25 protein-coding genes are annotated in these 25,109 nt (G+C 47.5%); 10 read left to right on the top strand and 15 right to left on the bottom strand.

The genetic code is table 11. The features are described from left to right. Nucleotide 1: 1 nt before the first annotated feature. From QSJ47_RS03780 to QSJ47_RS03770, 3 genes are read right to left on the bottom strand one after another with little or no spacing between them, the layout of a single operon-like run. Nucleotides 2-757 (bottom strand): hypothetical protein, encoded by a 756-nt coding sequence (locus QSJ47_RS03780; RefSeq protein WP_221272216.1) that lies wholly within the window; start codon nt 755-757, stop codon nt 2-4. Continuing rightward, entirely contained in the window at nt 750-1,436 is a 687-nt protein-coding gene (locus QSJ47_RS03775; RefSeq protein WP_221272215.1) for an ABC transporter ATP-binding protein, read from the bottom strand. Before QSJ47_RS03775 ends, QSJ47_RS03780 begins: the two co-directional genes overlap by 8 nt. After that, nucleotides 1,436-2,668: a hypothetical protein gene (locus QSJ47_RS03770; RefSeq protein ID WP_285602480.1), complete on the bottom strand. Its 1,233-nt coding sequence runs from the start codon at nt 2,666-2,668 to the stop codon at nt 1,436-1,438. The genes QSJ47_RS03775 and QSJ47_RS03770 overlap by 1 nt, the downstream gene beginning before the upstream one ends. Before the next feature lie 74 nt (nt 2,669-2,742). Here QSJ47_RS03770 and QSJ47_RS03765 point away from each other — a divergent pair, with 74 nt between their 5' ends. Continuing rightward, the gene (locus QSJ47_RS03765) at nt 2,743-3,645 is read left to right on the top strand and encodes a hypothetical protein (RefSeq protein ID WP_285602479.1); all 903 of its coding nucleotides are present in this window, start codon (nt 2,743-2,745) and stop codon (nt 3,643-3,645) included. Here QSJ47_RS03765 and cysS read toward each other — a convergent pair. Together cysS and murJ are read right to left on the bottom strand one after the other, a co-directional pair. Then, complete coding sequence (gene cysS / locus QSJ47_RS03760; protein ID WP_285602551.1) at nt 3,638-5,056, bottom strand: cysteine--tRNA ligase; 1,419 nt, start codon at nt 5,054-5,056, stop codon at nt 3,638-3,640. The genes QSJ47_RS03765 and cysS overlap by 8 nt on opposite strands. 18 nt (nt 5,057-5,074) lie before the next feature. Then, nucleotides 5,075-6,523, bottom strand: a complete 1,449-nt coding sequence (gene murJ, locus QSJ47_RS03755) for a murein biosynthesis integral membrane protein MurJ (protein ID WP_285602478.1) — start codon at nt 6,521-6,523, stop codon at nt 5,075-5,077. Between the two features lie 212 nt (nt 6,524-6,735). On the opposite strand from murJ, the gene QSJ47_RS03750 reads away from it, so the two are divergent. The 3 genes from QSJ47_RS03750 to QSJ47_RS03740 are packed head-to-tail and all read left to right on the top strand — an operon-like array spanning nt 6,736 to nt 10,460. Next, entirely contained in the window at nt 6,736-8,559 is a 1,824-nt protein-coding gene (locus tag QSJ47_RS03750) for a DUF342 domain-containing protein (RefSeq protein ID WP_285602477.1), read from the top strand. Beyond that, a complete protein-coding gene (gene ruvA, locus QSJ47_RS03745; RefSeq protein ID WP_221272211.1) occupies nt 8,559-9,116 on the top strand; it encodes a Holliday junction branch migration protein RuvA in 558 nt (185 codons plus the stop codon). Before QSJ47_RS03750 ends, ruvA begins: the two co-directional genes overlap by 1 nt. 9 nt (nt 9,117-9,125) lie before the next feature. Further along, on the top strand, nt 9,126-10,460 hold the full coding sequence (locus tag QSJ47_RS03740) for a class II 3-deoxy-7-phosphoheptulonate synthase (RefSeq protein ID WP_285602476.1): 1,335 nt from the start codon (nt 9,126-9,128) through the stop codon (nt 10,458-10,460). Here the strand turns inward: QSJ47_RS03740 and QSJ47_RS03735 are convergent. Continuing rightward, nucleotides 10,457-10,969, bottom strand: coding sequence for an acyl-CoA thioesterase (locus QSJ47_RS03735; RefSeq protein ID WP_285602475.1), 513 nt, complete (start codon nt 10,967-10,969; stop codon nt 10,457-10,459). The genes QSJ47_RS03740 and QSJ47_RS03735 overlap by 4 nt on opposite strands. A gap of 196 nt (nt 10,970-11,165) precedes the next feature. Here QSJ47_RS03735 and gabT point away from each other — a divergent pair, with 196 nt between their 5' ends. After that, on the top strand, nt 11,166-12,434 hold the full coding sequence (gene gabT, locus QSJ47_RS03730; RefSeq protein WP_285602474.1) for a 4-aminobutyrate--2-oxoglutarate transaminase: 1,269 nt from the start codon (nt 11,166-11,168) through the stop codon (nt 12,432-12,434). Then, the gene (locus QSJ47_RS03725) at nt 12,431-13,858 is read left to right on the top strand and encodes an NAD-dependent succinate-semialdehyde dehydrogenase (protein WP_285602473.1); all 1,428 of its coding nucleotides are present in this window, start codon (nt 12,431-12,433) and stop codon (nt 13,856-13,858) included. The genes gabT and QSJ47_RS03725 overlap by 4 nt, the downstream gene beginning before the upstream one ends. 34 nt (nt 13,859-13,892) lie before the next feature. Here the strand turns inward: QSJ47_RS03725 and QSJ47_RS03720 are convergent, their stop codons facing one another. After that, nucleotides 13,893-14,504 (bottom strand): outer membrane protein, encoded by a 612-nt coding sequence (locus QSJ47_RS03720; RefSeq protein ID WP_285602472.1) that lies wholly within the window; start codon nt 14,502-14,504, stop codon nt 13,893-13,895. A 461-nt stretch (nt 14,505-14,965) separates the two neighbouring features. Between QSJ47_RS03720 and glaH the strand changes: the two genes are divergently transcribed. Both glaH and lhgD read left to right on the top strand, forming a co-directional pair. Continuing rightward, nucleotides 14,966-15,925, top strand: coding sequence for a glutarate dioxygenase GlaH (gene glaH / locus QSJ47_RS03715; protein WP_285602471.1), 960 nt, complete (start codon nt 14,966-14,968; stop codon nt 15,923-15,925). Further along, nucleotides 15,925-17,121, top strand: coding sequence for an L-2-hydroxyglutarate dehydrogenase (gene lhgD / locus QSJ47_RS03710; protein ID WP_285602470.1), 1,197 nt, complete (start codon nt 15,925-15,927; stop codon nt 17,119-17,121). The genes glaH and lhgD overlap by 1 nt, the downstream gene beginning before the upstream one ends. Nucleotides 17,122-17,220: 99 nt before the next feature. Here lhgD and QSJ47_RS08210 read toward each other — a convergent pair whose 3' ends face one another. The 4 genes from QSJ47_RS08210 to QSJ47_RS03695 are packed head-to-tail and all read right to left on the bottom strand — an operon-like array spanning nt 17,221 to nt 18,263. Next, nucleotides 17,221-17,349 (bottom strand): glycine zipper domain-containing protein, encoded by a 129-nt coding sequence (locus QSJ47_RS08210; protein WP_352155197.1) that lies wholly within the window; start codon nt 17,347-17,349, stop codon nt 17,221-17,223. 4 nt (nt 17,350-17,353) lie between these two features. Next, the gene (locus tag QSJ47_RS03705) at nt 17,354-17,545 is read right to left on the bottom strand and encodes a glycine zipper domain-containing protein (RefSeq protein WP_221272204.1); all 192 of its coding nucleotides are present in this window, start codon (nt 17,543-17,545) and stop codon (nt 17,354-17,356) included. A gap of 8 nt (nt 17,546-17,553) precedes the next feature. Then, nucleotides 17,554-17,940, bottom strand: a complete 387-nt coding sequence (locus QSJ47_RS03700; RefSeq protein ID WP_285602469.1) for a molecular chaperone DnaJ — start codon at nt 17,938-17,940, stop codon at nt 17,554-17,556. A gap of 23 nt (nt 17,941-17,963) precedes the next feature. After that, nucleotides 17,964-18,263: a hypothetical protein gene (locus QSJ47_RS03695; protein WP_221272202.1), complete on the bottom strand. Its 300-nt coding sequence runs from the start codon at nt 18,261-18,263 to the stop codon at nt 17,964-17,966. Nucleotides 18,264-18,822: 559 nt separating this feature from the next. Here QSJ47_RS03695 and QSJ47_RS03690 point away from each other — a divergent pair. Together QSJ47_RS03690 and QSJ47_RS03685 are read left to right on the top strand one after the other, a co-directional pair. Next, nucleotides 18,823-20,148 carry a TrkH family potassium uptake protein gene (locus tag QSJ47_RS03690; RefSeq protein WP_285602468.1) on the top strand — a complete coding sequence of 442 codons (1,326 nt, stop codon included), beginning with the start codon at nt 18,823-18,825 and terminating at the stop codon, nt 20,146-20,148. Continuing rightward, on the top strand, nt 20,145-20,804 hold the full coding sequence (locus QSJ47_RS03685; protein ID WP_221272200.1) for a potassium channel family protein: 660 nt from the start codon (nt 20,145-20,147) through the stop codon (nt 20,802-20,804). Before QSJ47_RS03690 ends, QSJ47_RS03685 begins: the two co-directional genes overlap by 4 nt. Here QSJ47_RS03685 and hemC read toward each other — a convergent pair. The 4 genes from hemC to hemA are packed head-to-tail and all read right to left on the bottom strand — an operon-like array spanning nt 20,794 to nt 25,104. Beyond that, nucleotides 20,794-21,705 (bottom strand): hydroxymethylbilane synthase, encoded by a 912-nt coding sequence (gene hemC / locus QSJ47_RS03680; RefSeq protein ID WP_285602467.1) that lies wholly within the window; start codon nt 21,703-21,705, stop codon nt 20,794-20,796. The genes QSJ47_RS03685 and hemC overlap by 11 nt on opposite strands. Next, nucleotides 21,702-22,079: an FxsA family protein gene (locus QSJ47_RS03675; protein ID WP_285602466.1), complete on the bottom strand. Its 378-nt coding sequence runs from the start codon at nt 22,077-22,079 to the stop codon at nt 21,702-21,704. The genes hemC and QSJ47_RS03675 overlap by 4 nt, the downstream gene beginning before the upstream one ends. Next, nucleotides 22,079-23,803: a proline--tRNA ligase gene (locus QSJ47_RS03670; RefSeq protein ID WP_285602465.1), complete on the bottom strand. Its 1,725-nt coding sequence runs from the start codon at nt 23,801-23,803 to the stop codon at nt 22,079-22,081. The genes QSJ47_RS03675 and QSJ47_RS03670 overlap by 1 nt, the downstream gene beginning before the upstream one ends. Then, on the bottom strand, nt 23,803-25,104 hold the full coding sequence (gene hemA, locus QSJ47_RS03665) for a glutamyl-tRNA reductase (protein WP_285602464.1): 1,302 nt from the start codon (nt 25,102-25,104) through the stop codon (nt 23,803-23,805). The genes QSJ47_RS03670 and hemA overlap by 1 nt, the downstream gene beginning before the upstream one ends. Nucleotides 25,105-25,109: the final 5 nt, after the last annotated feature.

Here is a 25,109-nt window from a genome sequence, read left to right as displayed (position 1 = left end):
TTTATTCTAACGCAAGTTTATGCACCAACAGCCAACGGGTGGTGGCGTACAACAACCCTACTTTAAAAAACTCTAGCCCCAAGAAAAGAGCACTCGTGCCCGTGTCTAAAAAAAAGTAATTCGCATAAAAGGCTAAGTAGCTGTCTTGCAAAAGCGCATTTTTGGGGCTTAAAAGGAACTTTTGCAAGATTTGCGAGGGCAAAGAGAGAAGAAAGCTAATCCCCACAAAGAACACTAGCCCGGTGAGTTTAGCAAAGCGTTTAAAACGCCCTATGTTTAACAAGGTCAGCACCAAGAGCAGTTTTAAATACAAGAGCAGCCAAAAGAGCAAGAACAGCCCCAGAGCGTTTAAAACATAGGGCAGTCCCTGTGGGCTTAAATCGCCAAGAGAGGGGGCTTTGGTGTGGCATAAATACGCCAAGAACAACGCCACAAAAAAGCCCACCATGCTTAAGAACACCCAAGCGAGATTGATGGCAATTTTTGCCCCTAAAATCGCATCTATACTTAAGGGTAGGCTAAAGGTGAAATACCCTTCTGCCCCAAAGAGTTTTTGTTGGGTGGAGCGCACCGCAGCCGTGAAAATCAGCACCAAGAGAACCCCACTACCAAGGAACAAAAAGAAATTTGCCATTAAAAACACCAAGACATCGCCTTCCTTTTGGCTCAAAAACACCCAACAAAGGACTAAAAATGCCAAAGTCCCCACAATAGGGGCGTAGTTCTCCAAAAAATCGTGCTTAAAGATTTTAAACATGCATTAAATCCTTATACGCTTGTTCCACGCTCCCATGCCTATTTTTAAGCGTGGCGGTGGTTTCAAAGGCAACGAGCCCCCCATTTTGCAAAAACAACGCCTTATCCAAACAATCTTGTATGTCGTGCACCAAATGCGTGGCGATTAAAATCGTGCTCTCTTGCCCCCTTTCCTTTGTGATTAAATCCAAAATCTCTTGTCTGCCCAGGGGGTCGATCCCACCTAGGGGTTCGTCAAATAAAAAGAGCTGCGCCCTTCGGCTTAAAGTAAAGATGAGCTGTAGGCGTTCCTTTTGTCCTTTAGAGAAAGATTTAAAGGGCAAATCTAGGGGCAGTTTAAAACGCTCAATCAAGTCTAAAGCCTTGTCTTTATCAAAATCGCTAAAGAAGTCGGCGCATAAATTTAAGAGATTATGGGCGGTGTGGCTAGGCGGGTAAATGGGGCGATCGGGGCAGTAGGCGGTGATTTTCTTGCTCTCTAGCCCGATAGCCTGCCCTTGCAAACTCACCAAGCCACCATGCTCTCTTAAAAGCCCGGCTAAAATCTTTAACAGCGAGCTTTTGCCCGCCCCATTTGCGCCAAGTAGGCCCACAATCTGCCCGCCCTCAAGGCTAAAACTGATGCCGTGCAACACCACCTTCGAGCCATAGCTTTTGCTTAAATTCTCAACAACGAGCATTAGTAAGAAAACTTTGTGAAAAGCACAAAAGAGGAGTTGCCAATCGTGTTTTTCACCTTGTTGGAGTAAGAGTAGACATAGCCTAGCCCGGCATCTAAAATCATTTGCTTAGACTGCCACACCTTGTAATTCGTCATCAGTGAGTACTCCTGATAATCCCCAAAGGCGACCATCGCGTCCATACGCACCCGATTGGTCTTTAGCCCGCCAAAGATATAGCCCGTGATGGTGGCGTTGGCAAAATAAATGGCGGGCACGCCCATCGCATTAATGCCACGACCATAGAACTTTGTTTTATCATTAAACGACCAAAAGAAACCCTTTTTATTCGGCGCAGGCACGCCATAAATGCCTAGCCCGAAGTTGAGGATTTTATACATGAAGGTCTGATCCACCATCACCAAACCCGCTTCATCATTGCCCTTAATGGCATCCGTGTTGCCATGTTGGTAAATGCCGTGCACAATAGTGTAAGACTTAAAGCCTTTAGGCAGTTGTGCAAAGTATTGAAACTTAAAGCCCACTTGGATTAAGGGCGTGCGCACCATAGGCAAGTGCGAGTCTGCCATGAAGAAAGGCGAGATTTTAAAGCCCTTGTGCTCGTAGCTCGTGCCAAGAGCCACAACCTCCCCACCCACATATTTTTTCTTAGACACGGGATCGTAGGACGCTAGAGCGTTGATCCCGGTGGCAATGCGTGGACCTTGTAAGTCGTTGCCTTGATAGCCATTATAGAGCATGGAATCCATGAAAATGCCCCAATAGGTCCAATCGTAGCGGTGCATATACAAGCTCGCGCCTTGAATATTGCCCTGTATCCAATCAAAGTCTACAAAGTTAGTGTCAAAACGCCCTAAAGCGAATTTGAGCCTTTTGGTGTCGTATTTGACATAAGCGTCTGAAATATCGCCCATGCTAAGGTAGGGGAGCATATTACCCTCTACGCTGCCCAAGACATTGCCTATGCTGAGAATGGGTCGGAACTTCTTGTTTTTACTCCACACATTCCACGCCCCTATTGCGCCGATCCCAAAAGCCCAGCCATTGTTGAAAGCGAAATTTGTCCCCACGCGGGCATCAAAACCCACATACCCATGCCCCTTGTGCTCTAGCCCTTGACTATAGATCATCCCTAAGTAGCCAAAGGGATCAAGTCGAATTTCGGTCGCAAGCAGGGGGGACATTAAAAAAGACAAACCCAAAAGACAACGGCGCATACACCATCCCAACATAAAATGGCTCATTATACCTAAAAAAGTAGGGGTAAATGGGTTTTTTTGTATAATGCAGATTTCAAAGGATGTTCATGCGCCGTTTTTTCTTTGCGCTTGTTTGTTATACCTTGTCTTTACACGCCACTCCCACCCAACTGCTTAAAGGTTGGGTGCAAGAGTTTTTAAACACCAAAACCCAAGAAAATATGCACTTTTCTTTTAGTAAGCTTGAGTTTGCCCCCTACACGCTCTTGGGCGCACTAGGACAAACACATTCTAAAAAGGGGACTTGTGTGGGGGTCTTGTTTCAAGGGCAACTCTTCAAGGGTTTTTGTGTGCGTGGATTCAATGCCTTAAAGCTATCCAAAGAGCAGGGCAAGTTGCGCCTAGAGTTAGTGGATAGCACCCCTGCCACGCCCACCACTGCCCCTAAGGAAACAGGTTACACGCTCACCTTTATTCTAAAGCAAGGCACTTTTTACTTAACTAGCCTAGCCCCCCTACATCAACCACAAATCTATGACACCACCGCCCCCACCTACGCCATGAGCGCAGTGAGCGACACGCTTTTAGCCAAATTAGGCACACCCGCACAGTCCGCCACACCACAAGCCCCACAGCCTAGCCAGAGTGTGGCTGTTATGCCCCACACCGCCCACATGGGCGATTACACCCTAAGCACCACCCACAGCCCCAAAGAGCAGTGCGTAGAGATACAAAAATTTCAGCGCACAAGGGGGCGCTTCTGTATTCAAGGGGCGGGGTTCGTGGACTTTAGCGCACACGCCCCCTATGTGGAGTTGCATTTTAAGCCCGCCAATGCCCCCGCCATCGCTTTAAACTTTGAGAGTTTCGGGGGGGATTTGGAACTTAAACGCTACACACAAGGCGAGCAAGTCTTTTACAACCAAAGCACAAACGACCCACACAACACCCATCCCCTGCCTTTAAACACACTTACGCCCAAAGCCTTAGAGAATCTAAGACTTAGATGATTTTCTCCCAAATCGTGCCCTTGGGCGTGTCCATCAAGGCAATGCCCCGCTGGCTTAAAGCTTGTCTTATCTCATCCGCCCTTGCAAAATCCTTTGCCTTCTTGGCCTCTTGACGCAGGGCGATTTGGGTGTTGATGTATTCTTTAAGCGCGCTATCCACGCCTAGCTGAAAATACACGCTGGGCTCTTTGCCCCCAAGCCCTAGCAAACTCTCCACAAAGAGCAAATCGGCGAGAATCTGGCTAGCCCCGTGTTTTTTATCCACCTTATTAGCCGTGTTGTCTAGTTTCTCATTGCTTAGGTGCAAATGCTCTTCAAGCACGCTTAACGCCTTAGAGATGTTTAAATCATCTTGCATGCTCTCTAATAAGGCGTGGGTGAAGGTGGCATTAGCCACACTAGGCGCAGGGGCGAGCTCTAGAGCGCGCTTTTTTAGGCGGTAGAGCTTGTCTAGGCGTTTTTTTTGGCTTGCCAAATCCTCGGGGCTGAAATTTAATATTGCGCTGTAATGTACGCCCAGCAAATAATTACGCAAGACTTCGCCATCGTAAGTTCTCAGCGCATCTTTAATGTAAAAACTATTACCCAAACTCTTGCTCATCTTTTCGCCCGAGATATTCACAAAGCCATTATGCACCCAAAACTGCGCCAACTCTTGAGCGAAAGCGCAACGCGTTTGGCTCGCTTCGTTTTCGTGGTGGGGGAAGAATAAATCGCTCCCCCCACCGTGTATGTCTATTTGATAAGGCGTGTCGGTGTATGCCCCACTTGCCTCAATCATCGCCGAACACTCGATGTGCCAGCCGGGCCTGCCCTTGCCTAGTGCGCTAGGATAGCCCATATCCCCCTTCCCTTTATATGCCTTCCATAGGGTGAAATCTTGAGGGTGCTTTTTCTCGGGATTGTCCTCAATGCGGCTCACACTCTCCAACTCCAACGAATGCCCGCTTAAAGACCCATAAGCCTTGTCTAAACTCGTGTCTAGGTAAACATCGCCATTAGGGGTTTGGTAGGCAAAACCTTGATCCAATAAGCCCTGCACCATCTGCACGATGTTGTCTAAATGTGCGCTCGCCTTGGGCTCTAACTTTGCCCTTTGCACCCCTAAAGCTTGCATGTCTTGCAAATACGCTTGGATAAAAAACTCGGTGAGCGTTTGTATGTCCGTGTTCTTTTGTAGGGCCTTGGCGATGATTTTGTCATCAATGTCGGTGAAGTTTTTCACCAAATGCACCCGATACCCACTTAAAGTCAACATGCGGCTAAGAAGGTCAAAGGTGATCGCACTTCTTGCATGCCCTAAGTGCGAATAATCGTAAACAGTGGGCCCGCAAACATAGATCAAAACATCGGGGGCTTTTAGAGGCTTGAAAGGGCATTTTTGCTTGCGGTGGCTGTCAAACAAATAAATCATCGAAAACCTTTGGGGTTAAAATAAGTGGTGTAAAAAAATCCACGCTTTGAAGGTTTGCAAGACCTCTACAAATAGGGCTAAAACCACGGCTTCAAAAGCCAAGAGCAAACCCAAAAAGGCGACCTTAGAAAGCGAAATCATGCCTAAAAAACGCTTAAAACCAAAAGCCCTAAGATACAGCCCACAGAGCAAAAAGCCCGAGAGCGAGCTAGAGAGGGCTAATGCACTTGCGTGTAGGGTGGGCATCAAGGCTAAAGAACAAAGCGTGCCAAAGACTAGAGAAATGAGCGTGATTTTTGCCGCCCTGCCCTGCTCTTTGTGAGCGTATAACCACAGCGCAAAGATTTTTGCCACCCCAAAGGGGGCAAGCCCCACTAAATAGGCGCAAAAGACCTTAGAACACTGCTCAACATCCTGTGCCCCAAACTGCCCCCTTTCAAACAACAAGGTGATAATATCTTTAGCCAAGAACACCCCCCCCAGCGTACAGATCAAGAGCATGGCGGTTAAAAACTCGAACGCCTGTTTGAGGTGGGCTATGGCTTTGTCGTGTTCTTTATTTTTAATCGCCCGTGCAATGGTGGGAAACAACGCCGTAGAAGTGGCGATGGCAAAGAGAGCTAAGGGCAGTTGGAAAATGCGGTTTGCGTAATACAAATAGGAAATGCTGCCTGTGGCTAAAAACGAAGCCAATAAAGTGTCTATGAACGCCGAGATTTGGCTTGCCGAATTGCCCAGCACGCTAGGCAAGAACTGCCTAAAAAAGTGCCCCCTCTCTTGCTTTATAGTGGCTTTTTGGGCACTCTTGGCGTGTAACAAACTGTGCGCCCCTATGGCAAAGAGTCTAAAAAAGCCAAGCTTGTAGAGCGGGTAAAAGTGCAAACACACCTGAGCGCACCCCCCCCAAAGCACCCCATAGCTCAACGCCCGCACCACTTCTAAGAGATTGTCGTTTTTATGCCACACAAGGGCGCAAATCATCGCTAAGTTTAATAAAATCGTGTGGTAGGCACTCACCCAAAAGTGGTTTTTATATTGCAAGAGCGCGCTAAAAAAGGTTGCCCAAAAGACCAAGAGCAGATAGTAGAAGTTGATCGCCACAATGTCCTTAGCCAGTGCAATGGCATGTGGGCTAAAGCCAAAGGCAAGTAACTTGGTGAAAAACAAGCGAAAATGCGACACCACGAACACAAGGGCGCATAAGAACAAGCTAAACGCCCCAAAAATGCCAAGCAAAAACGCCCCCTTGTAGCGGCTAGCAATGAAGGCGGGCAGGAAGCTTTGGCTAAATGCCCCTTCGGCAAAAATGTGCCGAAAGAGATTAGGGAACTTGAACGCCACAAAGAAAATGTCGCTATAAAGCCCACTGCCAAGCACGGAAGCACTCAGCAAATCCCGCACAAACCCCGCCACCCGTGAGCATAAAATCCCCGAGCTGTTGGTTAAAAAGAATTTTTTAAGCAAAAGAAACCTTTAGGTGCATTCGCTGTATTCTACACAAAGAGACTAAAGTTGTGGATTTTTTGATTCTTAGGTCATGACCCGCCGCCCATTAAAATTTAAAAAGAATTAGCTATAATTTATGGTAGAATCGGCTCGGGTCGGGCTTTTAGCTGTATTTTAGGTCTTTGCTTGTTAACTTAGGTTATTTAGTTCAGTTCCAAAAGGGGCGTTTTGTGGGCGAGTTTTATTCGAAAATCGTGGAAAATTGCGCAGACATTCAAGTCGAGTTAGAGGAGGTCGCTCAAAATTACGGGCTTGATGTACAGGATTTGTGGTTTGATCTTGTTAAAGTTCACACTTTGACCCGCTCTGAGCCGCGTGGGGAATTTAAGGTTTTAGACGCTGAGGGGTTGAAGCAAATAGAGAACGATGCTTTCTATGAAGACCCCTCCCTAGAGGTGATCCAACGCTACGACATCTGCATTAAGAAACGGCTTTTTAGATACTTCATGGGCATAGAAGTGTCGCCCGAGGATCACCAGTTGTATCTAGTGAGTGAAACCCCCTTTATGATTGTCAATGATGAGTGGCTCTTTGGGGAGCTGTGCGACTATGTTGAAGCATGCATGGCGCATCAAAAAATCATTTTACGCCAAATGCAAGTGCAGCACACTTTTTTTAAGAAAGAATTGCTGCGCTATGCGGCTGAAGGAAGCCCACCGGAGCGCATTTGCATTAAAAAGTCTCGCTATGCGCCCAATCAAGGTGGCTTTTTCACTTTCACTCTTAAAGAATCTTGGGAGCAAAAGAACAAGGAGGAAGCTCCCGTTAGTGCCATTTATGGGGCGGGCAAGGGCGATGTTGTCCTCGAATATACCAAGCCTGTACTAGGTATGGCGGGGCGGGATTTAAAGGGGCGCATACGCAAGGTGGAGAAACTAGAGAATGTGCCCTTTGAGTTAGAGTTTAGCCAAGAGGCTTTTGAGAAAAAAGAAGAGCCGACCAAAATAGTTTATCTTTCTAAACTCCCCCAATATGTCGCCTTTCTTAACAACACCCTAAAGAGTTTCACCAAGAACCAATACATGGAAATGAAGAGCACCAACATGCCCATGTTTTTAGGTGGAGTGGAGAATGGTTTGGTTTTAAATATCAGTTCTAAGAACGACATCGACAATGCCATCGAAACGAATTTACGCATCGAGGCTAAAGAAATTTATATCAAGGGCAATGTGGGTAAAAATGTCAAATTAGTGGCGCAAAAAGTCATCATTGAGGGGCAGTTACACGCAGAGAGTAGTGTAGAAGCCAATGAAATCCTGGTTACCAACAATAAGGGTTTATGCAAGGGCAAAAGAGTCCAATGTAAATATCTCGATAGAGGGGTCGTCTTTGCCGAAAGTTGCGAAGTGGAGGCGAGCAGTGGGAGTCAAATTTACGCCAAAGACATTAAATTAAAACAAGTCAAATCCAACAACACCTTTTATTTTTCATCACAATGCAATCTCGAGAGTATTGATGGGAGCGAGAATAAATTTTGTTTCTCTGCCTTTGCTACCCCTGAGAATAGGGAAATCTTAGAACAGACCAAGCAGGCGATGGGTATTTACAAGGAAAAAGCACAAAGGGTCATGACGCAATACCAAAAACTCAATATTTTTGTGCAAAAGAACCAACCCACCATTGACAAAATCCGCAACGCCGACATCGCTACCCGCAAGACGCTCATCGAACAAGAGGCAATCAAGCGGATTTACTATGACTTCATGGACTGCTTGAAGCGGGTAAAAATCTTGCACATGTACATCTCTCGTATCCAGGATTTAAACCGCCAGTTCCTAGAACGCTTGATCAACATCGAATCGAGCATGAAACAAGTGAGGGTTCACACCAACGGGCCCTGGACAGCTTTTAACACCATTGTGTATACCCGCACTTACACGAAAGGTTCAAAAAGCCTCACCACCGAAAGAGGTGAGACGGCGGACTATATGTTAGATGAGAAGAGTGGCGAAGTGCATAAAGTCAGTCGTTACCAACACATCACAAACTTCTAATGCTCGTGGGTTTAAAGGGCTTAGTAACGCACACTAGCCCCACTTTTATAGAGGTGGAGGTGCAGGGCGTGGTTTACGGTGTGCATGTGGGCGTGCAAACCAGCCAGAACCTAAAAGTGGGCGCACCCGTGCACCTGCACACCACGCTCGTTGTCAAAGAGGACAGCCATAGCCTCTTTGGTTTTTTAGAGCGTGCCCAAAAAGAATTGTTTGATAGGCTTTTAAAGGTGAGTGGTGTGGGACCCAAGGCGGCTTTGGCGATTTTATCCGTCTATGATCCGGCGGACTTTAGCGTGTGTATCCAAAGCAAGGACTTAAAAGCCTTGCAAAAAGTGCCGGGTGTGGGGGCAAAAATGGCGGGTAAAATCATGCTCGATCTAGCGGGCTTTGTGGCAAGCGAAACAGAGGCAAGCAAGGCTAGCGAAGTGCAACAAGCCATTTTGGGCTTACAAAGTTTAGGCTTTAAGGCCACAGAGGCGGTAAAAATTTGTAACAGCTTGCCTAAAGATCTAGACGCGGCTAGTTTAATCAAACTCGCCCTACAAAAATTAAAATGAGGCTATCGCATGCAAACTTGGTCTTCGAGCTCTTGGCGCACTTGCCCCATTAGCCAACAACCCACCTACCCCGATTTAACTGCCCTGCAAGAGGCAGAAGCCACGCTTAAAAGCTACCCGCCCTTAGTCTTTGCTAAAGAAATGCGCAGCCTAAAGAGCACACTTAAAGAGGCAGCCTTTGGGCGGGCGTTCTTGTTGCAGGGGGGCGATTGTGCCGAGAGTTTTAGCAGTTTTAGCGCCGATGGCATCCGCGATTTATTTAAGGTGCTCTTGCAAATGAGCGTGGTTTTAGCCTTTGCGGGGGGTTGCCCTGTGATTAAAGTTGGGCGGGTGGCGGGGCAATTTGCTAAACCTAGAAGCGCAGAATATGAAGAAATTGATGGCAAACAAGTGCCCATTTATCGGGGGGACATGATCAATGGGCTAGAGCCAAATGAGCGCACCGCTAATCCGCAAAGATTATTGCAAGCCTACCACCAAAGCGCAGCGACCTTAAATTTATTGCGCGCCTTTGCTAAGGGTGGGCTGGCGGATTTAACCGAAGTGCACCGCTGGAACTTAGACTTTGTGAAAAACAACCCCCTAGGGCAGCAATACACCGCCCTAGCCATGCAAATCACCCATGCCCTTAAATTCATGCAAGCTTGTGGCGTGGCACACATGCCCGCCTTGCAAGAAACCGACTTTTACACCAGCCACGAAGCCCTGCTTTTAAACTACGAAGAGCCCTTGGTGCGCCAAGACAGCCTTAGCGGGGAGTGGTTTGCCTGCTCAGCGCACATGCTTTGGATTGGCGAGCGCACTAGGGGGTTAGAGCAAGCGCATGTCGAGTTTTTAAGGGGCGTGCACAACCCCATAGGCGTGAAAATCGGGCCAAAGACGACTTTAGAGCAGATGCTAGGGCTATGCGATGTGCTCAATCCACAAAACGAACCCGGGCGTTTGAGCTTCATCGTGCGTATGGGGGCTAGTGTGCTTAAAAATAACTTCCCCCCCCTTTTAAAGGGGTTGCTTCAAGCGCAAAAAAATGTCGTGTGGGTGTGCGACCCGATGCATGGCAATACGATTAAAACCGCTAAGGGCGTAAAAACCCGCTCTTTCACGCACATTTTGCAAGAGGTGCTAGACTTTTTTAAAATCCATAAAGATTTTGGTAGCTGCGTGGGGGGGATTCACTTAGAAATGACGGGGCAGAATGTTACCGAGTGTGTGGGTGGGGCGGTGTGCGAGGACAATTTAAGCCAGCACTACTACACGCAGTGCGACCCTAGATTAAACGCCACACAAGCCCTAGAGCTCGCCTTTTTACTCGTCGAGCAGATTAAAGAACGCGTGGTGCGCTAGTTGCCACTTTTAAGCGCGCTTTTTTGGGTGTGCTTTAAAGCTTCTTTACGGCGGATTGCCCTTTCGTAGCGTTCTTTCTCTTTGTCGGTTTGGGGGACAAAGGGGGGCATGGGCACGGTTTTGCCGTCTTTAACCGCCACCATTGTGAAGTAACAGCTGTTGGTGTGCACGGCGGTTTGGTTTTTAAAGTCTTCACAAACGACTTTAATCCCCACTTCGCAACTCTTAGTCCCCACATAATTCACGCTGGCATAGCATGTAACGAGTGTACCGATGTGGATGGGGTGTTTAAACAGCACCCGATCCACGCTCAAGGTTACAGTGCCGCACCCACAATAGCGCGAGGAGCATACATAGGCAACCTTGTCTAGCAAATTCAACAATTCTCCCCCGTGCATGACATTGTTAAAATTCACCATAGTAGGGGTCACCAAAAAAGACATGGTAAGCTCTCTTACCCGCCCAATGCTTGTTGTGGTGTCGGCGGCTAATTCTTCTGTATTGCTCATAAGAACTCCTTTAAGTTAAAAATGCCTTAAAATAAAATAAAAAAGCCCATTTTACCACACCTCATCTTAAAACACCAAAAACGCCCGTGTAAAAAGCGTAAAAGAGCTCTAACGATGATGATTTATCGCTTTTCTTGCTCCTCTGTTTAGCGAGTTTTTATACAATGCATTCTTGTTTGTTAATAAAGGAGCAAGCATGCAAAATTTGACACAAAGACGAGAGGCAGCCACCCCTAGAGGGATTGGCATTACATGCGATTGGTTTGTGAGTGAGGCACAAAACGCCACCCTTAAAAGCACCGATGGGCGGGAGTTCATCGACTTTGCCGGGGGCATTGCGGTTTTAAATGTGGGGCATAGACACCCTAAGGTGCTAGAGGCGGTTAAAAAGCAGCTAGAGCACTTCACCCACACCGCCTATCAGGTTACGCCCTATGAAAGCTACATTGAATTGGCCGAAAAAATCAACGCCCTAGCCCCCATTAGTGGCTTGAAGAAGTCTTGCTTTTTCACCACGGGCGGAGAGGCGACTGAAAACGCCGTTAAAATCGCCAAAGGGCACACCAAACGCTACGGCGTGATCGCCTTTGGGGGGGCGTTTCATGGGCGCACTTCTATGGCAGTGAGCATGACGGGCAAGGTTGCGCCCTATAAGGCAGAGATTGGCGTAGGCATGCCCGGGGTCTATCACGGCTACTACCCTAATGAGTTGCACGGGGTGCGTGTGAAGGACGCTTTAAACAGCCTAGAGTTCATTTGTAAATGCTCGATCGCGCCTAAAGATGTGGCGGCTGTGATCTTTGAGCCCGTGCAGGGCGAGGGGGGGTTTAACCCTGCCCCAGCAGAGTTTGTAGAGGGCTTGAGGGCGTTTTGCGACACGCATCAAATCGTGCTGATCGCCGATGAGGTGCAAACGGGTTTTTGCCGCACGGGCAAAACCTTTGCCATGGAGCATTTTAAACCCCAAGCCGACATTATTTGTATGGCTAAGAGCTTGGGCGGGGGACTACCCATTTCGGGCATTGTCGGCAAGGCGGACATCATGGACGCGTTAAGCGTGGGCGGGCTTGGAGGCACTTATGCAGGCAACCCTCTAGCCACTGCTGCGGCTTTAGAGGTGTTAAAAATCATTGAAGAAGAAAAACTCAATGAAAGGGCTGACAAACTAGGGCAACAGCTTAAAAGTAGCCTAAACGCCCTCAAAGAAAAAGAAAATCTAACCCAAATGGCACAAATTAGGGGGCTTGGCTCTATGGTAGCACTAGAGCTTTTTGACAAGGGCAAGCCTAGTGCCCAGTTAGCTAAGGCGGTGCAAAAGGAAGCCATGGATCAAGGGCTCTTGCTCTTAACTTGTGGCACTTACGCCAATGTGATCCGCTTTTTATACCCCTTAACGATCTCCCAAGCGCAATTTGACAAGGCGTTAGAAATCCTAAACAAATCCATTAAAAAGGCATTGGCATGAACTTTTCTTTACTCGATCACCCCTTTGTAAGCCAAACCCACAAAGAGGGCTTTATTCCCGTTACAAACCCAGCGACTTTGCAAGAGATCGCCTATGTTAAAAGTGTGAGCCACCAAGAGTTAGAACAGATTTTACACACCGCCCACAAGGCACAAAAAGAATGGGCGGGCAAACTCGCCCTAGAGCGCGCAGACATTCTCTTAAAATTACGCGCCTTGCTCTTGGAAAATATAGAGGACTTAGCCCGTATCCTCACGCAAGAAATGGGTAAGCCCCTTAAAGAAGCCCGCACGGAGATCGCCTATGGGGCGAGTTATTTGCGCTGGTTTGCCGAGCAGGCACGGCGCATTGACGGGGACATTTTGCCAAGTGTGGCAAATCAGCAAAAAATCTTGGTTTTAAAACAGCCCATTGGGCTTTGTGCGGCGATCACCCCGTGGAACTTCCCCTCTGGCATGATTGCGCGCAAACTTGCCCCCGCTCTAGCGTGTGGTTGTGCAATGGTGATTAAACCCGCCACACAAACCCCCCTTAGTGCCTATGCTTTAATGGTGTTGGCTAAGAGGGCAGGCGTGCCCGAGGGGGTTTTAAGCGTGGTTACGGGGGAAACTAAAATGCTGGCAAAACTTCTTTGTGAAAGCGAGTTGGTTAGAAAAATTAGCTTCACGGGTTCTACGCAGGTGGGTAAAATCCTAGCCGCCCAAAGTGCGAGCACGCTTAAAAAACTCTCTTTGGAGCTTGGGGGCAATGCGCCTTTTATTGTCTTTGAGGACGCAAACTTAGAAAAGGCAGCTGAGGGGATCATGCTCTCTAAATTTAGAAACAGCGGGCAAACTTGCGTGTGCGCTAACCGCATTTATGCGCAAAAAAGTATCTACGAGCCTTTGAGCCACATTTTAAAAAGCAAAGTGGAGGGCTTGAAACTGGGCAATGGGCTAGAAGAGGGCATTACACAAGGACCGCTCATTGATTCTAGGGCGGTGGCTAAGGTGCAAGAGCACATCACAGACGCGACTAGCAAAGGGGCGCAAGTGATTAGCGGGGGCAAGCCTAGCAGTTTGGGGGCGAGCTTTTTTGAACCCACAATTTTAACGGGAGTCAACCAAAGCATGGCGGTGGCTAAGGAAGAAACCTTTGGTCCGCTCGCCCCCCTCTTTAGCTTTGACACCGAAGAGGAGGTTTTAGCGTGGGCTAATGACACGCAATACGGGCTGGCGGCTTACTTTTACACGCAAAATTTGGCAAGGGTCTTTAGAGTGAGCGAGGCGTTGGAGTATGGCATGGTGGGGGTGAATGCCGGCAACATCTCCACAGAAACCGCCCCCTTTGGCGGGATCAAGCAAAGCGGTGTGGGGCGCGAGGGCTCAAAATATGGCATGGAGGATTATTTAGAGATCAAATATTTGAATGTGCGCTTAGATTAGGGGACTGGGCGGGCTTTGCGCCCGCTTGTTAAGGCTAGAAGTTGATCACATAGTTGGCGTAGAACACCACGCTTCTTTGGAAAGTGATCCCGTTGATATCAACGCTTTTCATACCGGGAGTGGTATCTTTGACAACTGATTTGAAGTAGTAGTTGCGCACTAGGGGGATTTTCATGCCAAACTCGAAACCTTGGTGCTTGCTGATATTCGCCCTAATCCCCCATTGGATAGGGAGTTGGAAATAGCTAAAGTTTGTGCTGGCTTTTGCACTTATCCCTGTCATGCCAGCCATCCCATACATTGCTTCTATTGCCACAAAATCGTTGATGTCTTTAGCTGTGGTTTTTATATTGGATGCCCCTGAGTTGTTCCAAGAGTTGCCTGCAAGTGCAAAGCCGATGAAAAAGCCCACTTGTGTGTCCTCTTTATTGACAAAGTTAAAGAGGTAATCCATGCCTGCGCCGTAGGCATTGAGGTTATAGCGTGGGCCATCGAAGTTAGGATTGCTATAGCCATAGTCGTAAAAAGCGAAAAATCTCAACCCATTGCGTTTGCTTTTGCCAAAGAACGCCTTATAACCTATGTTAAAGCCAAAGCCATACATGTTGCTTTGCCCGTTTTTATAACTGACACTAGGAGATGGCACATAAGGCTCATATACACCGTCTTCGAGTTGACCGCCATTGAGCCATCCATAACTCGTGCCACTATTGGTTGTTTTTACTTGGCTGTATTGAAACCCTATGGAGGTGTAGACCCCGTTTTTCTCGGCACTCAAAGGGGCAAAAGAACAAAGGGCTAAAGAGCCAAAGAGGGCTAGAAATTTACTTTTACTTGCTGTTTGCTGTTTGCTGTTTGCTGTTTGCTGTTTTTATCATACCATGAACTCCTTTATCAATGTGAAATGAGAAACGAATTTTAACGAAAAAGAAAATAAATTGTCAAGCCTAGTTCCTTAAAATTTTGGAGTCTTTAAAAACATGTTTTGGTAGCCCAAGTGGAGGGCTTTTGTGGCTTTTACCGCTATTTTGGCTTTAGTGTTGTAACATTGCGGTTTTTTTGGGTAAAATTCTATATGCATTTTATCTTTAAGATAAAGGAGAAAACATGGCTTACAAATCCACAACCAAGGCTTTTAGCGTAGAACCCACCCCCTACTCTAAGCGGCTCTTGCAAGTAACCTTTAGCCAAGACACCATCGCAAGCTTTTTAAAAGAGTTGGAGCATTGCCCCGTGCAAGCCCTAGAGTATAAATCCTTTTTGCGCTTTAAATGCGCCCAAATTTTAGACAAACTTTGTAACCAAAAGCTCAAACCCTTTTTAGAACAAGCCTTGAGCGATCGCAAAACCGGCGCGCTCTTAGTAAATCCAGAGGGCATAAACTCCGCCAAGCAAGGCGATGACATGGTGAAAATCGCTACGGCGTTTGTGCACCTAATCGGGCGCTCAAACTTCGATCAAATGACCGGGCAGTTTTACGCCCGCTGGGCGGTGGTGAACACGGATAACTCGGATAGCTATCTACGCCAACCCCAAAAGCCCCTAGAACTGCATAATGACGGGACTTTTGTCAATGAGGTTACCGACTATGTGCTGATGTATAAAATCGACGAACAGCACATGCAAGGGGGCGACTCGCAACTCTTACACTTAGATGATTGGGAGGACTTGGCAAAATTCTACCACCACCCGTTGGCTAAAAAAGTCATGCGCTGGTCTGCCCCGCCAAGCAAAAATGTGACTTGCGATGTCTACCACCCCGTGTTTGAAGCCGATAGCCACGCTAACCCCGTGATGCTCTACATCGATCAATTCGCCCAGCCCAAAGACTACGAGGAGGGCATTTATTTGGCAGACCTTAGCGACTCGCTAGAAAGCTCCAAAGCCAAGCTCTCCTTTCCTGTGCCTGTGGGGCAATTTTTGCTCATCAACAATTTATTCTGGCTACACGGGCGGGACAAATTCCAGCCCCACCCCGACCTACGCCGAGAGCTCATGCGCCAAAGGGGGTATTTCTCTTTCACCACCAACCCCTTTAGCCGTTATAAAGACTTCAAAAACTTTTAATGATCTACGATTGCGCCATCATTGGAGGGGGGATTTTAGGGCACTCGGTGGCAATGCAACTTGTAGCCAAATACCCCGATTTTAAGGTCTTGCTTTTAGAAAAAGAAGCACGGAGCGCACTGCACCAAACGGGGCGCAATAGTGGGGTGATCCACGCTGGGGTTTACTACACCCCGGGCAGTTTAAAAGCGCGCTTTTGCTATGAGGGCAACAAGGCGACCAAGGCGTTTTGCCAAGAAAACGGGATTAAATACGAGGAGTGCGGAAAACTCTTAGTCGCTAGCAACGCCCTAGAAATGCAACGCATGCAAGAACTCTTGGAGCGCACTAAGGAAAATGGGCTAGAGCGGACTTGTTTAGATGCAAAAGAGCTAAGAGAACTAGAGCCAAATATCGTGGGCTTAGGGGGAATATTTTTTCCCACAAGTGCCATTGTGAGCTATAAAGGAGTGACGCTGGCGATGGCAAGGCGTTTTAAAGAGCAAGGCGGAGAGATTGCCTACAATGCTGAGGTGGTGGCACTCACAGAACACGCTAGGGGGGTGCAACTGCGCACTAAAAACGCCGTTTATGAGGCAAATTATTTAATCTCTTGTGCCGGCTTGCAAAGCGATCGCATGGTCCAAATGCTGGGGCTAAAGCCAAGTTTCACCATTTGCCCCTTTAGGGGGGAGTATTTTAAACTAGCCCCCAAGCATAACCAAATTGTCAAGCACTTAATCTACCCCATTCCCGACCCTAGCATGCCCTTTTTGGGGGTGCATTTGACAAGAATGATCGATGGGAGCGTTACGGTCGGTCCTAATGCTGTGTTGGCACTCAAACGGGAGGGGTATTCAAAGACAGATATAAGCTTGCACGACTTAAAGGAAATGTTTATGCATAAAGGGGTGAGAAAGGTCGTTGCCAAGTATTTTAAACCCGGCTTGGCGGAGTTTAAAAACTCTCTTTGCAAAAAAAGTTATTTGGGCTTGGTGCAAAAGTATTGCCCCTCTTTGTGCCTAGAGGATTTAAACCCCCACCCTGCGGGCGTGCGCGCCCAAGCGGTGAGCGAGTCGGGCGAGCTCGTTGAGGACTTTTTATTTTGCAATAGCGCTAGAAGTGTCAATGTCTGCAACGCCCCAAGCCCGGCCGCCACCTCTGCTATCCCCATAGGTCAACACATTTTAGGGCAATTAGAGGGGGTTTTGGGGTAGGGGGTAAAAGCAGATCATCCCCTTGCTTCTTTCTTGTATTTTTACATCTCTTGCAAAAGACCAACCCCCCTTGATAAAACAAGGGGTTTTTTGGGAGGACTACTTGTTTCCCCCAAATGCTCCCAAGATAGCCCCCACACCTGCACCTATGGTTGTGCCAACAACGGGAATCATAGAACCTAACATTGCTCCAGTCACTGCACCACTTAAAGCATCTTCAACACCCATTCTGTTATCCTTCTTTCTTCTTGCCTAAAGCCATCAAGCCACCTAAAGCAGCCCCTACCCCTGCGCCTATGGTCGTGCCTACAATGGGGATCATAGAGCCCAACACTGCCCCCGTTGCCGCTCCCGTGAGCATGGGGTTACCACTGCTTGCGACACTAGCCATTTTTTCAATTTGATTGATATTGAGCTTTGCCATCTCTCCTCCTAATCCAACATCTTGACCGCTTCTTGATAAAGCATGAAGTTTTTCACCACCCAGTCTTTGAACTGATCCACTTTGTGGGTGGGAACACCCATCTCTTTAGCATAAGAGTAAATGGTGTCTCTCTCATTGTCATGCCAACGGCTATCGGCTAAAGCCACAGAGACCAACTCTAACAGCGTGGCGTGTTTGGCGTGGTTTGTGGTGAAGATCTGCCCTAAAGTGTTTACGGGCACTTCCTTTTCACTAATGCCATATTCACATTGCTTTTTAATCACATCTAAAGCCCCTAGTTGCAATTCGTGCAACACCCCATCGGCTTCAATGACCTTTCTTGCCAAATACAAGAACACTTGTTGTTGCTCAACGCTTAAATCTTGGATAAACATGTTTGCTCCTTTGTTTTAAAATTTTATGCCCACTGACCTGAACCCCTAGCCTCTACGGCTATGGTGTTCGCCTTAACATCCCAAGAGCTGTTATCTGGGGGATTACACTCAGAACACACGGGCACAATCCACCAACTGCGCTCTTCATCCAAATACACATGCGCACCTCGATCGGCTTTATTGGGACAACCATAGATGCAACATTTTGGGCTTGATTGACCGGCTTCTTCCTTCCAAAAGTCTATCCATGACCTATTAAACTTAGGTCTGTGATCACTCGTGTTGCGGATATGCGTGATGTAATTAAAGGTCCTCTTCCCCAAACTAACTCCTTTCCAAAAAAATTAAAAGACAAAGGCATTTTAACGAGAGAGAGAGAGAGTCAAGAGGGTTTTAAAAACATGGGCTTAAACACATAAAAAAGAGGTATATTTGTAACACTAAAGAGCAAACACCATTTGCTGTAAACAAAATTTAGATAGGTTAGACTTGGTTAAGCAAGCCATACTAAAAGCGATCACATAGTTAACAACACCGAAATATTACACTTAGGGTGCTGTTTATGTGTTGTTGGCAATTTTATAATCTTAATCAGCAGTTTGTTGAACTTTTTATAATCATTAGTTTCACTATAAATTGTTTAGACCATTCACCAAGTATTGCCACCACTCATAACATTTTCAAATGGGTTAAAGCAGTGCTACTAGAACTAGCTTAGCGTGGGCTTTTAGTTTTGTTAGCTATATTGAGGCATTGAAGCTCCACCATTTGCCATTTCTACAAAAGAGCCGTAGATATTTAAAATGAAATAAACCGCATACCGTGCTCTGCTATGTTATAATAGCCACCCTTTATCAGTATGGCTAGCAATAGGCGGTGCACTTGCATAGAATCTTTGGCATGATTGTAGGTAGCTATGTGCTTTTAGCCCTTGTGGGGGCGTTTTTGCTAAATTTAGCCCCCATGCATACAAAGCCCGTTGCTTTTTTAGATTTATTTTTTACCTCCACTTCCGCTGTATGTCTAACGGGACTCATCACGGCTAACCCGGCGACAGATTTTAGTGTTTATGGACAAGCGGTGCTTTTGGGGCTCATTCAAGCGGGGGGTTTTGGTTACATGGGGTTAGCGGGGTTTTTGTTTTTGCTTTTAGGTAAGAAAATGGGCTTTAAGAGCCGTTTAATGCTTAAGGAGTCGCTAGATTACCCTAATATGCAAGGTGTGATTTTATATTTAAAAAAAATTTTTCTCTTCACTTTAGCGATTGAGTTTGTGGGGGCTGTGCTTTTGAGTGCGTGTTTTGCCACGAATTTGCCCCTAAAACGTGCACTTTGGGCTGGGGTGTTCCATTCAATTTCTGCTTTTAACAACGCCGGTTTTAGTATTTTTGCCTCTAATTTGGTGGAGTATCAAACAAACACCCCGATCAACTTCATCATTTGCGCCCTCATCATCTTAGGCGGTTTGGGCTTTTTAGTCTTAAGCGAGTGCTACAATTATCCTAAGCAAGCCCGACTGAGCATACATACCCGCATTGTGCTGTGGGCGACTTTGGGCTGTATTGTGCTAGGAATGGTTGTGGTGTTGCTCTTTGAGTGGGACAACCCTAAGAGCATGGGGAATTTAAGCAGTTTTTCTAAGGTGATGGCGGCGTTTTTTCTCTCTGTAAATTTACGCACAGCGGGCTTCAATACTATTGATTTAGCCGGTTTGCATGACCAAAGCCTGTTTTTTTGCTCCTTGCTCATGGTAATTGGGGCAGCACCGGGGAGCACAGCGGGGGGGATTAAAATCACCACTTTAACTTTGCTCTTGGCCTACGCCTACCACGCCCTAAAAGGACAGGAAATCGTGCTTTTTAAGCGCACAATCCCTCAAAGTATCCTCAAAAAATCTTTTTTAATTTTCATCATCGCTATGTTTTACATCACCGCCTCCACCATGCTTTTGAGCGCCACAGATGATCGTAAAAACCAGTTCTTCTTGCATTTATTCTTTGAAGTGTGTTCGGCGTTTGGCACGGTGGGGGCGAGCACGGGCAATGGGGGCGATCTCTCTTTAGTGGCTAGGTTTAGTGATTTTGGCAAGTTGTATTTAATGGTTTTAATGTTTATGGGGCGGGTAGGCGTGCTGGTCTTTAGCATAGCATTAGTGGGTAAAAGCAAAACCTACCATGTTCGTTATCCCGAGGAAGAGGTGGTTTTATGAAAACTTATGCGGTTTTAGGTTTGGGTAAATTTGGGGCACATGTCGCACGGGGTTTGATTGACAATGGGGAGCAGATCATTGCCGCCGATGTGAGCGAAGAACGGGTGAAGGTCTTTAAAAGCATGTGTGATAATTTATTCATTTTAGACACCACAGATACCATAGCCCTCAAAGAAACGGGGATTAATGAAGCCGACATTGCAATAGTGAGCATCGGACAAAATGTTGAAGCGTCCATTTTAACCGTGATGGCACTGAAAGAAAGCGGGGTTAAAGAGGTCATTGCCAAGGCTTCTACCCTCATCCATGGCAAAATCCTCTCCAAAATCGGCACAGATCGCGTGATTTACCCCGAGAGAGATGCGGCTAAAAGGCTGGTTAGAGGGCTTAGTCTAAACCCCCATTTAGATATCGTAGAGATCACCACGCACATGCGCCTTGTGCGTCTACTCATCACCCCCGAGCACGCCCAAAGAACCTTGCAAGACTTCTTAGACACTTCTAAAGCGGATTTAAAGGTCGTAGCACTCAAGCACGGAGTGCAGTGGGATTATCAAATCCCTATGAGCACGCTCTTAGTCGAGGGGGACATTTTGCTCTTAATTGGCATGGCTAAGGAAGTGGATGTCCTTTTAGCTAGCAAGCCTAAAGACTAATTCGTGTCAGGATGTCGAGTGCCCCTTTTTCAATAAAGCGTTCTAAGAGAAGTTGTAAGAGTTCATCGACTTCGTGTATGCTACCCACAATCCTCTCCTCAACAACTTGGCTTGCGTCTAAAAGACCCACAATGGCACGCATTTCTAAGACCTCCCCCTTTAAGGATGCATGCACACCTAAAGGCATCTGACAACCCCCATTAAGTCTAGCAATAAATGCTCTCTCTAGTCCGCATAAAAGTGCACTTTTAGGGTCGTTAAGCTGTGTGATTGTGGCAAAGAGTGGATGGTCGCTACACATCTCTACGCCTAGTGCCCCCTGACCCATGCACGGGAGCATTTGCTTAAAACTCAAGGGCACGCAGTAGGGCATGCGTATCTGTAAGCGTTCCACTCCTGCATAGGCTAAGATGATCGCATCAAATGCCCCCTCTTGCAGGCGTTGCAAGCGGGTTTGGATATTGCCCCTAAGACTCAGGGTGTCTAAATCGGGGCGCAGTCTCTTTAGCTGCATGCAACGGCGCAAGGAAGTTGTGCCGACCTTTGCCCCCAAAGGCAAATCCTCTAAAGAGGGGTAGTGCATACTTAAAAAGCAATCCCTAGAGTCCACACGCTTGCTCACACAAGCCAGACTCAAAGGTGGGATTAAATCTACGGGGACATCCTTAAGCGAGTGCACGGCTAAGTCTAAAGCCCCCACCAACAAAAGCTCTTCCAACTCCTTAGTAAATAGCCCCTTGCCCCCGATTTTAGCCAAAGGGACATCTAGGATTTTATCCCCCTTGGTTTTGACGACCTCAATGCGGCTTTTTAAGCCCAAATTTTCTAATTGCGTTTGTATATGGCGGGCTTGCCACAAGGCTAGCTGACTGCCCCGACTCCCGATCACAAGTTCCTTCATTTTTTCTTATCGCTCACTTCCACATCAATGATTTCGGGCCCATCGGGGTCAAGTGGGGGCTCTTTCTTGCGCACGCTCGCCACCAAGAGTAAGAGCAAGCCGAAAATGTCGCACAACACCCCGGGTAAGAGCAGCAACACCCCACCCACCGAGCGCAAAAACACCCCCTCAGCCCACGATAGGGGGTTTAGCCGCTCACTAACAAGCTCGCTTAGGTTATGAAACGGACTTTTTAAAAGCACCACGCCCCCTAACAATGCGCTCGCTGCCACCTCAAGCAAGAAGGCAAAAACCCCGAAGCGATCCACCACCTGCACCACTAAATAAATTTCAAAGACCAAGTAACCAAGCCCAAGCAAGAACACAAAGGGCATTACGCACCCTTAAAGAAGTCCAAGACCTCTTGTTTTGTCATCTCAAGCTTACTCAAACCTTGTCTTTTCACAAGCTCAAACACCCCCTCTTTAGCCTTGTTGCCCACAATGAGCGCATAAGAGCAGCCGATCAGCTCAAAATCCGCCATTTTCGCTCCAAAACGCTCGGCTCTATCGTCTAGTAACACCTCTACATTAGCGTTTAAAAGGGCAGTGTATAACTCTTCGCCTAGGGTGTTTAATGCGTTGTCTTTGGTGTTAGCCACCACAAGCACGACTTTAAAGGGGGCGGTGGTTTCACTCCACACACAGCCCCTTTCATCAGCATTTTGTTCTAAAATGGCGGCGAGCAAGCGGCTCACCCCGATCCCATAGCAACCCATTTCAAAGCAACACGCACGCCCCTCTTGGTCCAAAAACTGCGCCCCCAAACTCTTGGAGTATTTATCTCCGAGTTTAAAAATATGCCCCACTTCTATGCTCTTGTGGTGTTCTAAAACACCCCCGCACTCAGCGCACGCCTGCCCCGCTTTGGCTGTGGCAATGTCCTTGTAATCTAACCCACTAAAGCTAGACAAATCCACACCCACAAAGTGCGCCCCCTCTTCATTTGCCCCACACACTAGGCTATCTGCCTCGCTTAAGTCGGTGTCAAAGAACACAAGGGCGTTAGGCACAAGGTGCTTTAGCCCATAGGGACCGATGTAGCCGGCAAAAAGCCCGTATTTTTTTAGCTCTGCGCCCTCAATGTCCTCTAAACTTAAAGCGGGCACTTGGCTTTTACACGCATTTAAAGCCTTGGTTTCCTCTAGGCTGTCATCGCCCCTCACAAAAAACACCGCAAGTTGGCTCTCGTTATTTTCCAAGAGAACTTTTTTCACCACTGCTTTTAAGATGAAAAAGGGTTCTACTTTTAAATATGCGCTCACCGCTTCAATGTTGGGGGTGTTGGGGGTGGGGAATTTGGCAAAGGCAGCCTGTGGGACATTGTCCGGCTCTGCCCTCTTTGCTCTCTTGGCGACCTCTACATTTGCCACATAAGCGCAGCTTGCGCAAGCCACTAAAGTGTCCTCCCCACAGGGAGCTAAGAGCACAAACTCCCTACTCTTGCTGCCCCCAATCGCCCCGCTATCCGCCTCCACCGCGCGCACCTTTAAGCCTAAGCGCTCAAAGATTTCATTATAGGCGGTTTGCATGTTTAAAAACTCTTGATCTAGGTCGGCACTATCGGCATGGAAGCTGTAGCCATCTTTCATGATGAACTCTCTAGCGCGCATGAGCCCAAAACGGGGGCGGATTTCATCTCTAAATTTGGTGTGGATTTGGTAGAGGTGCAGGGGGAGTTGTTTATAACTTTTGATGTGGGCTTTGGCGATTTCCACCGCCACTTCTTCGTGCGTGGGGCCGAGCACAAAGTCGTTATCCTTGCGGTCTTTAAAGGCTAAAAGTTCCTTGCCATACTTGCCAAAGCGCCCGCTCTCTTGCCATAAAGCCGCCGGGGTTACAAAGTTAAACAAACAACTTTGCGCCCCATGCGCTTGCATGACCTCATCTATGACATTGACAATCTTTTTAAGCACCCTTTGGGCTAGGGGCAAAAAGCTATACACCCCACTGCCGATTTGCTGGATATAGCCGGCTTGCACGAGGAATTGATGGCTTTTTAGCACCGCATCCTTGGGGGGTTCTTTTAAAGTGGGGGCAAAGAGTTTTGAATAGCGCATTAAAGTCCTTTAGAGTGTTCACAGCGGTAGGCGTTTAAAAACAGCGGATCGCCCCCTAAGTTGAAAAGGGATTTTAAAGACTCGCCGAGCATGTCGCCCTCTTCCTTGTGGGCGTTTTTCTTTAGGGTGGCGGTGGGCTGGTGTAAAAAGGTGTTGAAAGCGTTGTGTAGGATTTTGGCGACATTGTCTTGCAGCTCGGGGGGGATGTAGCCCTTTTTCACCGCTTTATTCAGTTCTTTTAAGGCGGCTTGTTTGGCTAGCTCTCTTAGCCCCTTGATGAGCGGGTCTAGCTCTAAGGTCTGTAGCCACGCAAAGAATTGCGCCGTGTCCTCGGCGATGAGGGCATGCGCTTTGGCGGTGTCCCTTTGGCGTTTTTCTAAATTGTCAGCGATGACCCCTTTTAAGTCGTCCACGCTATAAAGCCACACGCTAGAGTCTTTGGGGTCTTGTATATCTCTTGGCACAGCTAAATCAAACCAAAAGCGCCTAAAAGGCGTGGGTTGCACCATATCAGGCGTGATTAGGGGGTTTGGAGAGTGGGTTGCGCTGAAACAAAAGGGGTGGGTGTTGATGTGTTCTTTTAAATTCTCTAGGCTGTCAATGCAAATATTGGGCTCGTTTAGGGTGGTTATGAAATTTTGGGCGTTTTCAGTATGGCGGTTGCATAAAAGCACTTCAAAGCCCTTAGCGATGAGGTGCTTACACACAAGTTGCCCCATTTGCCCCACGCCCACCACCACCGCCTTTTTAGGCAAATCCTCGCTCTCCAGCACCTCTATGGCTTGCTTGACCGCCATAGAAGCAATAGACACGACTTGCGCAGAGATGGCGGTAACGCTTCTAACTCGCCCCGCACATTTAAAGGCAAAATGCACCAAACGGCTTAAATGTTTGCCGCAAAGTTTAGCCTCAAAACACGCCTTATACGCTTCTTTGAGCTGCCCCGTGATTTGCGTTTCGCCCACCACGAGACTATCAAGGCTGCTTGCCACGCTAAAGCTGTGATAAACCGCCTCTGTGTGGGTGTATTGCGTACTCTTTTCTTGCAAAAGGGTGAGGGGTAAGCTCTTGGCGTGCGCGAGTGCCTGCAAAACCACGCTAAAATCCACCGTCCCATAGCAGTAAAATTCCACCCGATTACAGGTGCAAAGCCCGATGACTTCTTTTAAGCTGGGGTAGCGGTGCTTTAAATCTTGCAAAAAGCGCAGCAAGGCGGCGTTGTCTTTAAAAGCCAGCTGCTCGCGCAACTCAATGGGTAGGCGCTTGTGTGTGAAACTGAGGACACTATAATACGGATCCACTCTAG

The sequence above is a fragment of the Helicobacter sp. NHP22-001 genome (assembly GCF_030270165.1).
GTDB classification, from domain to species: Bacteria; Campylobacterota; Campylobacteria; order Campylobacterales; family Helicobacteraceae; genus Helicobacter; species Helicobacter gastrofelis.
Note: the sequence above shows the minus strand (reverse complement) of the source record. Positions and strands in the feature narration are given on the sequence as shown.